The 15592-nt window shown below is 64.4% G+C and carries 10 protein-coding genes; 1 reads left to right on the plus strand and 9 read right to left on the minus strand.

Translation table 11 applies throughout. The features are described 5' to 3' along the window. Window positions 1–32: 32 nt before the first annotated feature. The 9 genes from ACP26L_RS30565 to ACP26L_RS30605 all read right to left on the minus strand — a co-directional run bounded on the left by ACP26L_RS30565 (window position 33) and on the right by ACP26L_RS30605 (window position 14341). Window positions 33–1511: a PLP-dependent aminotransferase family protein gene (locus ACP26L_RS30565; protein ID WP_426449226.1), complete on the minus strand. Its 1479-nt coding sequence runs from the start codon at window positions 1509–1511 to the stop codon at window positions 33–35. A 194-nt stretch (window positions 1512–1705) separates the two neighbouring features. Further along, window positions 1706–2311 (minus strand): CvpA family protein, encoded by a 606-nt coding sequence (locus ACP26L_RS30570; protein ID WP_426449228.1) that lies wholly within the window; start codon window positions 2309–2311, stop codon window positions 1706–1708. Between the two features lie 2 nt (window positions 2312–2313). After that, window positions 2314–6843, minus strand: a complete 4530-nt coding sequence (locus tag ACP26L_RS30575; RefSeq protein WP_426449230.1) for a hypothetical protein — start codon at window positions 6841–6843, stop codon at window positions 2314–2316. 141 nt (window positions 6844–6984) lie between these two features. After that, complete coding sequence (gene pheT, locus ACP26L_RS30580) at window positions 6985–9423, minus strand: phenylalanine--tRNA ligase subunit beta (RefSeq protein ID WP_426449232.1); 2439 nt, start codon at window positions 9421–9423, stop codon at window positions 6985–6987. Between the two features lie 21 nt (window positions 9424–9444). Further along, window positions 9445–10479 (minus strand): phenylalanine--tRNA ligase subunit alpha, encoded by a 1035-nt coding sequence (gene pheS, locus ACP26L_RS30585; protein ID WP_426449234.1) that lies wholly within the window; start codon window positions 10477–10479, stop codon window positions 9445–9447. A gap of 446 nt (window positions 10480–10925) precedes the next feature. Next, window positions 10926–11537: a DUF2238 domain-containing protein gene (locus tag ACP26L_RS30590; protein ID WP_426449236.1), complete on the minus strand. Its 612-nt coding sequence runs from the start codon at window positions 11535–11537 to the stop codon at window positions 10926–10928. 288 nt (window positions 11538–11825) lie between these two features. Further along, a complete protein-coding gene (locus ACP26L_RS30595) occupies window positions 11826–13364 on the minus strand; it encodes a hypothetical protein (RefSeq protein ID WP_426449238.1) in 1539 nt (512 codons plus the stop codon). A gap of 210 nt (window positions 13365–13574) precedes the next feature. Then, a complete protein-coding gene (locus tag ACP26L_RS30600; RefSeq protein ID WP_426449240.1) occupies window positions 13575–14078 on the minus strand; it encodes a ferritin in 504 nt (167 codons plus the stop codon). A gap of 35 nt (window positions 14079–14113) precedes the next feature. Continuing rightward, window positions 14114–14341 (minus strand): DUF1450 domain-containing protein, encoded by a 228-nt coding sequence (locus ACP26L_RS30605; RefSeq protein ID WP_426449242.1) that lies wholly within the window; start codon window positions 14339–14341, stop codon window positions 14114–14116. 275 nt (window positions 14342–14616) lie between these two features. On the opposite strand from ACP26L_RS30605, the gene ACP26L_RS30610 reads away from it, so the two are divergent. Beyond that, complete coding sequence (locus tag ACP26L_RS30610; protein WP_426449244.1) at window positions 14617–15549, plus strand: sigma-70 family RNA polymerase sigma factor; 933 nt, start codon at window positions 14617–14619, stop codon at window positions 15547–15549. Window positions 15550–15592: the final 43 nt, after the last annotated feature.

Genomic DNA, 15592 nt, shown 5'->3' on the forward strand with positions numbered 1-15592 from the left:
TGGCTGTATAGACGAACTCCGGCCGGCGGGGGTCAAAGGACAGGCTTGGAGGGCCGGCCCGCCTTCTCCTGTGCCAGACTATCCTGGAGCACGCGGCAGAGCCGCAGCGTTCCCTCTCGGAGCTCCTCTTCCCCCATCTGGGTGAAGGAGAGCCGCAGGTGGTTCCTCTGGGGCTCTGCAGCATAACAGGCCGTGCCAGGAAGGAGTACAATGTTCTTTTTGAGCGCCTCCCGGTAGATCGTACCGCTGTCCGCCCAGGCAGGGAGCGTCAGCCACAGGTTCAAGCCGCCTGCCGGTTCGCTCCAGGATACGGAGGACGGCGCATGGGCCTTGAGCAGTCCGGTCACCAGCCGGCACCGGGCCGCCATAGCCTCCCGGAGACCGCTCATATACGTTTCATAGCGCCGCCGGGCCAGCAGCGGCTCGACCGCTTTCTGCGGCAGGAGCGGCGAACCGAGATCTGCCGTGGCCTTCGCGGCGGTCAGTCTTGCGATCAGCCCGCCCGAAGCCGCCGCGCAGGCCACCCGGCAGCCCGGGGAGAGCACTTTGCTGAAGCTTTTGAGGTAGATGACGTGCCCTTCCCGGTCCATGGACTTCAGCGAACGGGGCGGAGCCTCGCCGAAATAGAGGTCGCTGAACGGATCGTCCTCGATGATCAGGCACCCGTAGCTCCGGGCAATCTCAAGCAGCTCCTGCCGGCGCCGCATGCTCATCGTGACCCCCGTAGGATTATGGAAGGTCGGTATCGTGTAGATCACCTTCGGCGGATGGGTGTCGCAGAGCCGTGTCAGCAGGTCCGTCCGCATGCCTTCGGCATCCACCGGCACCGTCATGATCTTCGCTCCGCGGCTCGCAAAGACATCGATCGCTCCCGTATAGGTGGGCGCCTCCATATACACCGTATCCCCCGGCCCCACGAAGGTGCGGGCGGCCAGGTCAATCCCCTGCTGCGAGCCGCTGGTCACGAGCAGCTCCTCCGGACCCGCAGCGATGCCCCGCTCCGCCAGGTAGCGTCCCAGTGCCCGAAGCAGCCCGCCATCCCCCTGGAAAGGGCCGTACGTACCGATCAGGGAAGGGTCTTCCGCGATCAGCCGCTGGATGTTCCTCCCAATCTCCACCGAGGGCAGCAGCGCCGGCTGAATGGCCGCCGTATTGAAACGGTACATGCCCTCCCCCTCGTTGTAATGCCTCCACAGCTGGGCTCTCGGCAGATAATCCGGCAGAGCCAGCTGCCAGTCTTCGGGATTCGGCCGGGCAGCCGGCGCTTCCTCGGGCGGTACCATTACGAAGCAGCCCCTGCCCTGCGTGCACGCGATGTATCCCTTCTCTTCCAGTTCACCGTAAGCCTTGCTCACCGTCACTTGACTGATCTTCAGGAAGGCGGACAGGTTCCTTACGGAAGGCAGCCTCTCCCCCGGCCTCAGCAGCCCGGAATCGATGCGGTCCCGGAAGGACTGGACGATCTGCCCGGTCAGAGCTACCGCGCTTTTTCGTGTCAATTCAATATGCATGGGGGCACCTCCACCGGTGATTTGGGTTTTCTTAGCATGCACGCCGGCATGGGTTCCTGTACATATAACACTATAACAGTTGGAAGCCTCCGGCCGTACGGGTAGGCGCTTCCCCTACCTGGAAGGGAAGCCGGGCTTGGAATCGTCAGCTAATGCAGAAGGACCTTTCGCGAAATCCGAAAGGTCCTTCTGGGTTACCCGCTTTGCCGGACAGCCGCCGTCCGGGGTTCTTCCTCCCGGCTTCGCTCCCATAGCTCCCTGAGCCGGCCCGTCAGCGCAGGCATCTGTTCGAAAATATAGGGAGCCGTCACCGACGACTTCAGCAGCCGCTGGACCGGCTCGGCCGGCGTCACGGTCATGACGTGCAGGGCCAGGATGAGCAGCAGGCCCGCCTCCGCCAGGCCCAGCAGCGCACCGCTGAGCTGGTTGAGCTGCTTCAAGCCCGGTACCGCCGCAAGCCAGCCCAGCATCCGTCCGGCGATGCTGCAGGCGAGCTTTACCCCGAAGAGCAGCAGGCCGAAAGCCAGTGCGTTACAGACATACGTCTCCAGCCTGCTCCCCGGCGCCAGAAGGCCGGATGAGCTCTGCCATGCCTGCATGCCGGCCAGAGCCAGCACACTGCGTATGAACGGGGCGGTTTCGTCGTAGAAGGTGAAGGCCGCGAGGCAGCCGAGGACAAAGCCCGTCACCGAGACGAGCTGTCCCACGATGCCCCGGGAGAAGCCCAGCGCCGCCCCGGCGGCCGCAATCACGAGCAGCGCCCAATCCAGCCCGTTCCATAAGGCCAAAGGTGCCGGCATTGCTAATCCTTCTCTACGAGCTCAATCCACTCGTTATACTCCGTCTGCAGCTTCTCATATTCGATCTGGAGCAGCTTCAGTTCATGGAAGACCTGCTCCGCCTTCTCCTGCTGCATCTCATATTCCGCCTGCAGCGTCTTGTACTGCTGCACCTGGGCGTCCAGCTGCTCCTGCAGCTCGTTGTACAGCTCGACTTGGAGCTCCAGTTCTTCCCGAAGCGAGCCGACGGCAGCCGCCTCGGCTTCCAGCTCGGCCATGCGCGCTTCCTGCATGCCGATACGCTCCTCGAGCCGGCCGCGCTCCTGAAGGATGCTGCCCTGCTGAAGCTCCAGGGCCGCGCACTGCTCCTGAAGCGCCCGGCCGAGCTGCTCCGAAGCCTCTTGGGCCTGTCGCAGCTGCTCCAGCTCCGCCTCGCGTGCGGCCAGAGCCTCCGCTTCCTGCCGGGCCTGTGCCTCCTTGGTGCTCAGCTCCTCGGCGAGCCGGTCATGCAGCTCCTGCAGCTCGTCATAGAGCTCCTGCTGGACCTCGATCTCCTCCTGCTGCTCGTGCACCTTGCCCCGCAGCTCGTCGACCTGGGCAGCCTGCGCTTCGCTGCGCCGCTGCCATTGGGCGCTGCCCTCCTGCAGCTGCAGGTTATAAGCCTGCTGCTGCGAGAGCTGGTCCTCCAGCTGCCGGCTGCGCTGCTCACGGGCTTCGAGCTCCTGCTGCAGCTCGGCTTCGCGCGCCTGTCTGGCCGCCAGCTGCTCCAGGGCTGCACGCTCGGCTTCGGCCCGGCGCTCCAGCTCGGCTTCGAGCTCGGCCGCCCGGCTGCGCAGCAGCTCCTGCTCTTCCGCCTGGCCCGCTGCGATGCGCTCCAGAGCTTCCAGCTGCTCCCGCTGCCGTGCCCCCTCCGACTGCATCTTGGCCTGAAGGGCGCTCAGCTCCTCGGCATAGCCGCTTTGCACCTCTACCTCAAGCTGCAGCTCTGCAGCCCGGGCGGCTTCCGCTTGCGCCGCCTCTCTGGCCTGGGCCAGCTCCGCCGCATACCGCTCCTCGGCCGCAGCGTTCTCTTCCGAACGCCGGCTCCGCTGCGTCTCCAGCTCGGCTTCCAGCTCCTGGTACAGCTCCTGCTGCAGCTGCAGCTCTTCCTCCTGCTCCCGGTGACGGGCGCCGAGGCGTGCGAGCTCCTCTTCAAGCTGCCGGCTGCGTTCTTCCTGCTGCTGCAGCTGCAGCTCCAGCGCTTCCCGGGCGGTCCGGTCCGCCTCGCGCTGAGCCTCCAGCTCGAGCAGAGCCGCCGCCCGTTCGGCAGCCAATGCCTCCGCTTCCGCCGCCTGCTCCTGCCAGAGCTCTTCAAGCCCCTGCTGCTCGCCCAGCAGCTGAGTTTCACGCTCGGCCAGCCGGGCTGCCGCCGCTTCCGCTTCAGCAAGACGCACCGCTTCCAGCGCCTCGTGCTGCTGCTTCAGGCGGGAGAGCTCCTCCTGCAGCTCCGCTTCGCGCTGCGCCAGCCTGGCCTCTACTCCCTCCAGTTGTTCGCGCCACTGCCGCTCAAGCTCTTCCTTCTCCCTGCGCAGCTCGGCCTCCCGTTCAAGCAGCTTGACCGCACGAGCCTCTTCAAACTCCTGCGAGGTCAGCTCCAGAGCTTCAAGCTGCCCCTGCAGCTCAGCCACCCGCGCTTCGGAGATTTCCGCCTGTTCCTGGCGGGCCCGCTCCAGCGCGCCGAGCTTCCGTTCGAGCTCCGCTTCCCGCTCCGTCAGCTTGTCCTGCACTTCCTCCAGCTGCTCCTGCCACAGCGCCTCGAGCTCGCGCTGCTCTTCCAGCAGCTCCGCCTCACGCTGCACGAGCCGTGCCTCGGCTTCCGCCGCACGCTCGCGTCCCGCCTGCTGGACTGCAGCCAGCGCTTCCTGCAGCTCGGCCTCACGTGCCGCCAGCCGGGCATCGGCCGCGTTGGCCTGCTCGCGTCCGGCCTCGCGCAGCGCTTCCAGCTCCCGCTGCAGCTCCGACTCGCGCGCGTCCAGTTGCTCCTGCCACAGCGCTTCGAGCTCGCGCTGTTCTTCCAGCAGCTCCGCCTCACGCTGCGCGAGCCGTGCCTGCGCGGTTTCCGCCTGTTCCTGCGCCGTCCGCTGAAGCGCCTCCAGCTCGCCACGCAGCTCGGCTTCACGTGCCGCTAGCCGGGCATCGGCCGCTTCGGCCTGCTCGCGTCCTGTATGGCGCAGCGCTTCCAGCTCCCGCTGCAGCTCTGACTCGCGCGCATCCAGCTGCTCCTGCCACAGCGCTTCAAGCTCGCGCTGTTCTTCCAGCAGTTCCGCCTCACGCTGCGCGAGCCGCGCCTCGGCTTCGGCCGCACGCTCGCGTCCGGCCTGCTGCACGGCAGCCAGCGCCTCCTGCAGTTCGGCCTCACGTGCCGCCAGGCGGGCATCCGCCGCTTCGGCCTGCTCGCGTCCGGCCTCGCGCAGCGCTTCCAGCTCCCGCTGCAGCTCCGACTCGCGAGCGTCCAGCTGCTCCTGCCACAGCGCCTCGAGCTCGCGCTGCTCTTCCAGCAGCTCCGCCTCGCGCTGGGCCAGCCGTGCCGCAGCCGCTTCCGCCTGCTCCTGCACCGTCCGACGCAGCGTCTCCAGCTCGCCTCGCAGCTCCGCTTCACGGGCGGCCAGCCTCGCCTCCGCTTCCGCTGCCTGCTCGCTTCCACGCCGGGTCAGCTGCTCCAGCTCGCTGTGCAGCTGGGCCTCACGCTCCGCCAGCTGCTGCTGCCAGAGCCGGTCCAGCTCCGCCTGCTCCGCGCGCAGCTCTTCTTCACGCTGCGCCAGCCGGGCATCGGCTTCCGCCGCCCGCTGCCGGCCCGCTTGCTGCACTGCAGCCAGCGCTTCGAGCAGCTCCGCTTCACGCGCCGCCAGCCTGGCTTCCAGCTCGCCGCGCAGCTCCGCTTCACGCGCCGCCAGCCTCGCCTCCGCTTCCGCCGCCTGCTCCCGGCTCAGCTGCTCGAGCAGCTCCAGCTCACCCCGCAGCTCCGCTTCACGCGCCGCCAGCCTCGCTTCCGCTGCCTGCTCGCGTCCGCGCTGCTCCAGCTCCTCCAGCTCACCGCGCAGCTCCGCCTCACGCGCCGCCAGCCTCGCCTCCGCTTCCGCCGCCTGCTCCCGGCTCAGCTGCTCGAGCAGCTCCAGCTCACCCCGCAGCTCCGCCTCACGCGCCGCCAGCCTCGCCTCCGCTTCCGCCGCCTGCTCGCGTCCGCGCTGCGCAAGCAGCTCCAGCTCGCCGCGCAGCTCCGCCTCGCGCTCGGCCAGCTGCACCGCTGCCGCCTCGGCCTGCTCGCGCCGGGCCTGCCTCAGGCTCTCAAGCTCGGCCTGCAGCTCCGCTTCGCGCTCTGCCAGCCGGGCCGCCGCCGCTTCCGCCTGCTCCCGGCGCGCCTCCTCGAGCGCTTCGAGCTCCAGCTGAAGCTCAAGCTCCCGCTCGGCGAGCTGGCTCTGGGCCGCCGCAGCCTGCTGAAGCGCCGCGTCGATCTCTCCGCGCAGCACCGCTGCCGCCTCCGACGCCTCCCGCTGCAGACGCTCCCGCTCTTCCTGCAGCTGGCGCTGCAGCTCGCCCTCACGTGCACCGCTCTGCTCAAGCAGCTCGTTGTACAGCGCCACCTGCAGCTCCACTTCCTGCTGCTGGGCGGTCAGCTGCTCCTGCATAGAGTCGAGCTGCTCGCTCAGCTCCGCATACTGGGCCTCCCGTGCCGCAAGACGCCCCGTGAGCTCTTCCCGTTCCAACTCGCCGGCCCGCAGCGACTCCTCCAGTCCGGCAGCACGTGCCTCCTGTACCGCCAGCTGCTCCCGTACGGCCTGCTCGGCTTCGGCCCGCTCGGCCAGCCGGGCTTCAAGCCCCTCAATCCGGTTATGTAATGCGTCCCGTTCTTCCGCCAACTCCACACCGCGGAGCTCCAGCACGCTTATTTCCTCTTCGAGCTCCTGTACACGCTTACCGAGCCGCTCGGCCTCCGCCGCATCCTGGGCATGCAGGCCCTGCGTCTCGCGCAGCTTCTCCAGCGCATTCGAGAGCTGGCGCTCCAGGTCGCCGGTCAGCTCGAGCTGGCCCGTCAGCCGCTCCCGGCCTTCCGCCAGTTCAGCCTCCAGTGCCGCCCTGCGCTCCTGCAGGCCGCTGAGCTCGGTGCGCAGCTCCGCCGTCTCCTCTGCAGCCAGCTCCTTCTCGAGCTGCAGATTCTCGTGCTCAGCCGTCAGCTCCGCAAGGCGGTCCTGCGACTGCAGGAGCTCCTGCTGGGCCGCCGCATGCTTGTCCCGCAGCACCGTCAGCTCCCGCTGGGCCATCTCCAGCTGCCGCATCTTATCGGCCGCCCCTTCGAGCTCCTGGGACATGCGTGTCCATTCGTCCGCCATATTGACGGCGGCGAGAACCGCGATTTTCGGGAGATCGAGCCTCGGGCTCCCCGAAGCGATCCGGTGCATTTGGTCGTTAACAACCTCAACGACTTTTTTTATATATGAAGGCGTAGACCTCGAAACCAGCTTATACTGGGTGCCATAGATGTCGACGGTCATTCGTACTTTCTCTTCACCGCTCACTAAAGTTGCTCCCCCTTTCGCGCAAAACAAAAAAAATTCTCCGTATCCTAAAGCATTCGATACGGAGAATCGCTTTTCCTGCTGTACCCCTTAACCTTTTGTCGAACTTTCTAATCGGCCCCGAAGCCGGGATGCCGCGTCCTACTTGCGAAGTTCGGCCCCGAAGGCCTCTTCCAGCGAGGCCACGACATGCCCGTGCAGCTCGCTAACTTCTTCGTCGGTCAGCGTGCGCTCCAGCGTCCGGTAGACGAGAGAAATCGCTACGCTCTTCTTGTTCTCGCCCAGGCGTTCGCCCGTGTAGATATCGAACACCTGGATCGATTCCAGCAGTCCGCCGGCCGTCTCCTGCGCTTTGGCGACGAGGTCGCCGACAGCCACCGTACGGTCCACAACTACAGCCGTGTCCCGGGAGATCGCAGGGAAACGCGGCAGCGGCTTGTAGGTGAAGGAGTCGTCTACGAGCTCCGCCAAGGTCTCCAGCTCCACTTCGAGCACATAGGTGTCGGAGAGGTCCTTCTGCTGCTGAAGCTCCGGATGCAGCTGGCCGATCACGCCGACCACCTTGCGAACGCCGTCCCGCTCCACCGCAATCTCGGCGGTGCGGCCCGGGTGGAAGCCCTTCGGCTGCGCCGGCACATACTTCGCGTCAATGCCCAGGTAAGAAAGCAGCCCTTCGAGCACGCCCTTCAGGTCATAGAAATCGACGCTGCCCGGCTTGCCCGTCCAGTGCAGCTCGCTGCGCTTGCCGGTCAGCAGGGCCGCCAGCAGCAGCTTCTCCTGCGGCAGAGTGCTGAGTGCAGCCTCGCCGGTTACGAAGACCCGGCCGATCTCGAAGACGGCCACGTCGTCCTGGTTCCGGTTGCGGTTATAGACCGCCACGTCCAGCAGATGAGGAATCAGGCTCGTGCGCAGCACGCTGCGCTCCTCGCTCATCGGCATCGCCAGCTTCACCGGCTGCGCATCGCCATAAGCGCCAGGGTAAGCGGCGATCTGGTCCGGATGCGTGAACGAGTACGTGATCGCTTCGTGCAGACCGCTGCCGGTGAGCAGCGTGCGGGTCAACCGGCGGATGCTCTGCTCCTTCGTCAGCGCGCCCGGCGTCGTCACGCCGTGCATCAGCGTCGTCGGGATGTTGTCGTAGCCGTGCAGGCGCGCCACTTCTTCGATGAGGTCGACGGCACGGGTAATGTCGCCCCGGCGGCTAGGCACATGCACGAGCAGTCCGTCCGCTTCGAGCGGCTCTGCGGTGAAGTTCAGGCGGCCGAAGATCTCTTTGACTTCTTCCACCGTCAGCGAAGTGCCAAGGTAGCCGTTGATACGGCTCACCGTCAGCTCGATTGCGACCGGCTTGTGCTCCGCGGTACGAGCTTCCACCACACCGGAAGCCACCGTTCCGCCGGAGAGCTCCGCGATCAGCGACGCAGCGCGGTGCAGAGCCGGCAGGACCGCTTCCGGGTTGACTTCCTTCTCGAAGCGCAGCGACGCTTCGGAACGCAGGCCGAGCTGGCGGCTCGTCTTGCGGACCGTGCCCCCGTCGAACTTCGCCGACTCGAGCAGGATGCGCACCGTGCCGTCCGTCACCTCGGAGTTCGCTCCGCCCATGACGCCTGCGATCGCCACCGGCTTCACGCCGTCGGTGATCAGCAGCATATGCGGCTCGAGCGTACGCTCCACCTCGTCGAGGGTCACCAGCTTCTCACCGGCCTTCGCCAGACGGACGTCGATGTGCCCGTTCTCAAGCTTGTCGGCGTCGAACGCGTGCAGCGGCTGTCCGTACTCCAGCATGACGTAGTTCGTTACGTCAACGATGTTGTTGATCGGACGGATGCCCGCCGCCATGAGCCGGTTCTGGATCCAGAGCGGAGAGACGCCGACCTTCACGCCTTCGATCAGCGCCGCCGCATAGTGCGTGCACTGCTCCTTCGCGGTGATCTCAACGGAGATGCGTTCTGACGCCTGCACGGCGCCTGTCCCGGCCTGCTCCGCCTGCGGCAGCTTCACTTCCCGGCCCAGGATGGCGCCGATCTCATAAGCGGCACCGAGCATACTGAGCGCGTCGGAGCGGTTCGGCGTCAGGTCGAGGTCCATGACCTCGTCGTTAATGGCCAGCACATCCAGAATGCTTGCGCCGATCTCCGTGTCCTCCGGAAGCACCAGGATGCCCTCCTGGATTTCCTTCGGCAGCAGCTTGTCGTTCAAGCCGAGCTCCTTGGCAGAGCAGATCATGCCCTGGGACTCGACGCCGCGCAGCTTCGCGCGTTTGATCGCCAGGTCGCCCGGCAGCTTCGCGCCGACGACGGCTACAGGCACCTTTTGTCCGGCCGCCACGTTCTTCGCCCCGCACACGATCTGCAGGTCTTCCCCTTTGCCCACATCCACGATACAGACGCTGAGCTTGTCGGCATCCGGGTGCTTCTCGCGGGACTTCACATAGCCCACGTACACCTCGGTAACCCCTTTATTGCGATTCTCCACGATATCGACCTCGATGCCGCTGCGGGTCAGCTTCTCCGCGAGCTCTCCGGCCGTAAATCCGCTAACGTCCACATATTGGGACAGCCACTGGTAAGATACTTTCATCGCCGTCTCACGCTCCTCTCTTTATAGATGCACGAACTGCTTCAGGAACCGCAGGTCGTTCGTATAGAAATGACGGATATCTTCAATGTCGTACTTCAGCATCGCGACGCGCTCTACACCAAGACCGAACGCGAATCCGCTGTACTCCTCCGGATCGTAGCCGGCCATCTCCAGCACGCGCGGATGCACCATGCCGGATCCAAGAATCTCCAGCCAGCCTGTCTGCTTGCACACCCGGCACCCTTCACCGCCGCACATCGCACACGTCACGTCGACTTCAGCGCTGGGCTCCGTGAACGGGAAGAAGCTCGGGCGCATGCGGATCTGGGTCTCTTTGCCGAACAGCTCCTGCACGAACTGCAGCAGGGTGCCCTTCAGGTCGCTCATGCGGATATTGCGGTCGATGACGAGGCCCTCGATCTGCGTGAACATGTGGGAGTGGGTCGCATCGTCGTCGTCGCGGCGGTACACACGCCCCGGGCAGATGATCTTCACCGGCACGTCGCCCTTCTTCTTCTCCATCGTGCGTACCTGCACCGGAGACGTATGGGTCCGCATCAGGATCTCGTCGGTCACGTAGAACGAATCCTGCATGTCGCGCGCCGGGTGGTTCTTCGGCAGGTTCAAGGCTTCGAAGTTGTAGTAATCCTGCTCCACCTCGGGGCCTTCGGCCACCGTATAGCCCATCCCGATAAAAATATCTTCGATCTCCTGGATCACCTTGGAAATCGGATGCACCGCTCCCTGTGCCGCCGGACGGCCCGGCAGCGTCACGTCGATCGTCTCGGCCGCAAGGCGCGCCTGCGTTTCAGCCGCATTGTACTCCGCCTGCTTCGCTTCGATCACTTCCTCGATCGCCGCGCGCACTTCGTTAGCCACCTGGCCGATCACCGGACGCTCTTCCGCGCTCAGTGCGCCCATGCCGCGGAGGATTTCCGTCAGCGGCCCCTTTTTGCCCATATACTTGATGCGCAGCTCGCCGAGCTGCTGGGGACTCTCCACGCCCGCCAGCTCCCGCAGCGCTTCTTCCTTCAGCGCCAATAACCGTTCTTTCATCGCATCCTGCCTCCTTCAGATTGGTTGTACCTGCACTACTGCCCCTGTCCGTTCAACGCAAAAAAGACTGCTCCTCCCCCAGGTAAGGGACGAAACAGTCGTGGTACCACCCTTGTTAGAAGCTTCTCCGGCCCTTCCCCGCGGGGAAAACGGACACAGAAAAAACACTTCTCACTTCATTGAACATAACGGTTTGCACCGGTTCCTCCTACTTGCCGTCCACCCGATAAGGGAACGAACGGTTTCAAAGGACTGCTCGGGAGCGAACTTCGGCAGCCTGATTCCACGGACCGTGCTCTCAATCTCCGGCACGGCCTCCCTGTGAGGAAGCACTGCGTACTTGTCTCCGTCGCTGCATTTGGACGGTATGGAATTACTGACCATTATATGCAATCCCCGGGCAGGTTGCAAGAGGCTCCTTACAGGGCCTCTTCTGCCGGCCGGTATCATGACGCATAGGCCTTTGCCCGTTTGCGGCTGCGCCAGGCGATGATTCCCAGGGTCAGCAGCGCCCCGAGACCGGCGAGCGCCATGTCCTTTTCGCTGTCGAAGACGTCGCCCTGCATGCCCATGTACTCCTGTCCGGCCCCCTTGCCGATCACGGCTGCGGCCATCTCGATCTCCTCGAACAGCGCGCTCATTGCCATGAGGAACGCAGCCGGCACGGCATACGACCAGGGGCCCGTCTGCCCCGTGCGGCGGACATAGAGCTCTCTGGCCGGGACATAGAGCAGGAGGCCGAAGAGAAAATGGACGATCCGGTCAAAATAGCTTCTCTGCGTCGGATACAGCGTCTTGAGCCAAACGTCGAAGGGCGTCGCCTGGTAGGTATAATGGGCGGCGTAAGTATGAACGCAGAGAAACACGAACATCAGGAAGTACGAAGTGTCCGAGAACCGGAACCTGCGGTACGTGAACACAAGCAGGGGAACCACGATCACGATGAGAACATTCTCCAGCATCCAGATCGTGCGGTCCTTCGGGTAGAACGCCATCCAAGTCCAAAATGCGATGTATACGGTCAGCATGGCCAAAGGCCGTGCGGGCGAAGCCGTCATGGGGACCCCCTCTTTCCTTCGTAAGGATGATCATGGCAGATCTCCCTTAGTATGGGCGGCTCCGCGGAAGAATACACGGGGAGAGCATGGAAGACTCTAACAGGCGTGCCTGGGGAAAAAGCTCCCTCCCAGCCGTCGTGGTCAGGCGGAACACGATCTCCCTGTCCTGTGTCCCCGGAGGTAAGAGGCTCGAAAAAAAACAAACAAGGACCCCCATCCGTCCGAATAGACAATGAGGAGCCCCGTGCGGTTCCATTCGTTGTAGGATCGTGCTGTGCCGGCCGGGACTTATTTCAGCGGCTCGGGCGCTGCAGCCGAAACGACATAGACGCTCTCTCCCCCGGCATCCGTTCCCAGGATGTACGACTGGCCGGACAGCTTCGCCATAGCGCCGGCCACCCGGTTCGTGTCCGCGTTGTACGTTTTCAGCTCATAATGGAAGGTGACGGGGTCCCCGGACCCTGTCTCTACGAACTCCTGAACGATGGCCCGGTGTGACCCCGCCAGCCAGGAGCTTAGAGAGCTGTGGGGCGGCGGCTGGAACTTCAGGGCGCCCTCCCGGGTATACACATCCCCGTTCTGATACAGGCGGTAAAGGCCGTCATCCGTCTCGGTGTACTCGGAGCTGTAGGCCTCCTTCATCGGCGGATTCCACCGCGTTACCTTCCCGGTGCTCCAGCTGTACCGGTACGGAATTTCCGCGAAGGTTTCGGCTTCCCGCAGGGCCATCCGCACCTCCCTGCCATTGTCACGGAACGTGACCGGAATCAAGTCGTCGCTGACCTGGCTGTGTTCGACTCTGCCCTTCAGTACACCGGGGAGCCGCTGAGCGGTCAGATTCACTGTATCGTAGATCACCAGATCCAGGTTCTCGTCCTGCTCCTTCGCCGCGCTGACCGCCAGGAGGACCTTCGTCCCGTCCTTGCTCCAGCCGCTGCCGTGCACATACCCGCCGATGGTGATCCGCTTCGCCACCGCGCCTTCCGGCAGCTCCTTAGCCGCTGCGCCCGCCGCCTCCGCGCCATAGAAGAACCCGCGGGGATCCGCATACAGATCGCCCGGCCCTTGGTAGCTCGCCATGAGCTTGAAGGAAACGTCTGTCATCATGCCCTTATCGAGGTCATAGAGGGAGTAAAGCTTGGGAAAAGGCGCATCACAGTTGCAGTAGCCTGTCGCCTTCGTCGCAAGCACGTACCGGGAACCCGCTTGAAGCCCCTGGAACGCATACGGTTCAGTGAGCTCGCCCGTCCGCACGACGGCCCCGCCGCTGACAGGCACCTTCCAGACCGAAGCCGGCTGCTGGAGCACGGTCTCGAACACCGGCTGTCCGCTGAGCTCGCTGCCGGCCGCCGTCCTGGCCCCGTTCGCGTCCACATGGTATCCGTAGACCGGATACGGGCCCGGCTGCCCGGAGAGCACTTCCACCTCGAGCTGCAGCTTCCGGTCGCTATGCCAGCGGTATGCGAGCTTCAGCCGGACCGGCTCTTTGCTGGGCGCCATACCGGGCTGCGCCCCGTCCGGCTCGGCGTTCTTCCGGAGCTCCGCCTCCACAGAAGTGCGGTCCATCGCTTCCGCGAAGGTTAGCGCGAACGTCTGCGTCCGCGGCGCCACCAGCGTGCGGACCGGCGCCTGCAGGCGGGGATCCGCATCCAGCCGGATCGAGAAGCCCTGTTCGACGGGTTCCGGACGCTCATGCTCCCCGCCGGGCTTAGGCTTCAGCGGCGCCGGCGCCCCCGGCACAGCCGGTATGCCGCCCGGCAGATGTGTTCCTGCCGCTCCTGCGGCCAGCATCAGGCACAAGGCGGCTGCAATGATGGTTTTGCTCATGTGGATTCCCCCGTTTTTCTTCGATGTCCGTTGATTTGTCCTCTTAGACGAAACGGCGCAGGGAAAGTTACAGGGCCATGAACCCGTACTGCAAAAATATTCATGCGCTTGTCCAAACAGGGACGGCTGCCTGCGAAAACCACCCTAGTGGAGAACAAAAAACAGCGGCCTTCGTCCGCTGACGATAGCCGCTGTTCAACACTTGCTTACTTACACGGATGGAGGCGTGAACGAACGCTGGGCGAACTCGGCGTCCATCATGAAGAAGGCGTTGCTGTCCTTGTCGATGCGCTTCAGCTTGTTGATGATCGAATCGAACAGTGCTTCCTCTTCCACCTGCTCGTCGATGAACCACTTCAGGAAGTTGATCGTCGCATGCTCCCGGTCGTCCATCGCCAGGTCGGAGAGATGATAGAATTTCTTCGTTACGATCTGCTCGTGGTTGTAACCATGCTGGAAGGCGTCGAGTACGGAGGCGTATTCGTTGTTCGGGTTCTCCATTCCCGCTACGGTGACGCGTTTGCCCCGGTCGTTCAGGAACTTGTAGATTTTCATGGCGTGGAACCGCTCTTCCTCCGCCTGCACGATGAAGAAATTCGCGAATCCGTCCAGGCTTTCCCCGGAACAGTAGGCCGCCATGGCCAGATAGACCTGTGCGGAATAGAACTCATAGTTCATCTGATCGTTCAGCGCCTGGCTCAATGCTTCATTCATCCCTTGTCACACCTTTCGCATTCATGATGATCGGATCAGCCGATGGCTTTCTCCAGCTTCTTCTGCAGCCCCTCGGCCGTAGAGGCGGAGATGAGCTTCTTCGACTTGCCCACGACGGCAAAACACGCTTTGGAGCACAGCCTGCAGTGTCCGAGACAGTCCCGCTTCTTCTGTTTGAGTCCGCTGTGTTCTTCTTTTAATGCGCGATAGACACCCTTCGTTCCCTGCTTGAAGTTTCTGCAGCAGTACCTGATCTTCTTCACTTTGGCCGTGCCCCGCTTTCCGATAACCTGACATTTTCTCAATGATAATCGTTCTCATTAGTATTGTCAATGCCCGTTAGCGGACCCGCGGCGTGAAAGCCGTACGATCCGGCAGCCCCGTCTTTCCACCCCTCTGGGGCTTTTTTCCTGGAGCTTCCGGATCACTTAAGTATACCGCTGCATCCGCCCGATGACAAAACAAAAAGTGCTCCCCGGATCCAGCCTCCCATGCTATGATTTACAAAAGCTTACATTTCATACGGAGGGATGACTTTATGGATCTTGACCGGCTGTACCGCCAGTATCGGCCGCTGCTGTTCACGACGGCCTACCGGATGCTCGGGTCCGCCGCCGAAGCCGAGGACGCGGTGCACGACCTGTTCGCCTCGCTCGGCACCGCCGCCGTGCCATGGGACGAAATCCGCAGCGAGCAGGCGTACCTGCTCCGGCTGCTGTCGAACCGCTGCCTGAACGTGCTGAAGTCCGCCCGGCGCCGCCGGGAGACGTATCCGGGCCCGTGGCTGCCCGAGCCTCTGTTCGAGCCGGCTGGGGGCAGCGGCGACCCGCTCCGGCAGGTCCTCGACCGCGAGGCGTTCACCTACGCGTTCCTCGTGCTGCTCGAGGAGCTCAGCCCGCCCGAGCGCGTGGTCTTCGTGCTGCGCGAGACGCTGGACCTCGGCTACGGCGAGCTCGCCGAGCTGCTCGGGCGGACGGAGAGCAGCTGCCGGCAGCTCTGCTCCCGGGCGCGGCGCAAGCTGGACCGCGCCGCCGAGCGGTCCGGTCCGGCCGAGCCGTCCCCGCAGGCGGAAGCGCTCGTGGAGGCGTTCCTCGGCGCCGCGTCCAGCGGCCGCTTCGAGACGCTGCTCGAGCTGCTCAGCGAGGATGCGGTGTTCGTGAGCGACGGCGGCGGCCGGGTCCGTTCGGCGCTCTTCCCGATCCTCGGCCGTGAGCGGATTCACGCCTTCTTCGAGGGCATCGCCCGGAAGGGCTCTCTCGCCGGCGAGCTGCTGCCGGTCCGCCTCTCCGGCCAGCCGGGGATCCTGCTGCTGCAGGAAGGCCGGCCCCGCTTCGCGTTCACCGTGGTGCCTGACGCCGAAGGCAGCGGCATCCGGCGGATTTATATGATCAGCAATCCCGACAAGCTGGGGGGCGCAGCAGGCTTCGACAGGGGCCCGGGCGAAGGGCAGTCTGCTGCCATCATTCCTTAGCCGTTTATTACCCACGGGCGCGACCGGCTTAACCGTTTCGAAC

Source organism: Paenibacillus sp. S-38 (assembly GCF_049942825.1).
Lineage (GTDB): Bacteria > Bacillota > Bacilli > Paenibacillales > NBRC-103111 > Paenibacillus_G.

Coding starts and splice junctions, on each gene's coding strand:
- ACP26L_RS30600 (WP_426449240.1), bottom strand. CDS start 14,078: ATGAATGAAGCATTGAGCCAGGCGCTGAACGATCAGATGAACTATGAG.
- pheS (WP_426449234.1), bottom strand. CDS start 10,479: ATGAAAGAACGGTTATTGGCGCTGAAGGAAGAAGCGCTGCGGGAGCTG.
- ACP26L_RS30565 (WP_426449226.1), bottom strand. CDS start 1,511: ATGCATATTGAATTGACACGAAAAAGCGCGGTAGCTCTGACCGGGCAG.
- ACP26L_RS30610 (WP_426449244.1), top strand. CDS start 14,617: ATGGATCTTGACCGGCTGTACCGCCAGTATCGGCCGCTGCTGTTCACG.
- ACP26L_RS30590 (WP_426449236.1), bottom strand. CDS start 11,537: ATGACGGCTTCGCCCGCACGGCCTTTGGCCATGCTGACCGTATACATC.
- pheT (WP_426449232.1), bottom strand. CDS start 9,423: ATGAAAGTATCTTACCAGTGGCTGTCCCAATATGTGGACGTTAGCGGA.
- ACP26L_RS30570 (WP_426449228.1), bottom strand. CDS start 2,311: ATGCCGGCACCTTTGGCCTTATGGAACGGGCTGGATTGGGCGCTGCTC.
- ACP26L_RS30595 (WP_426449238.1), bottom strand. CDS start 13,364: ATGAGCAAAACCATCATTGCAGCCGCCTTGTGCCTGATGCTGGCCGCA.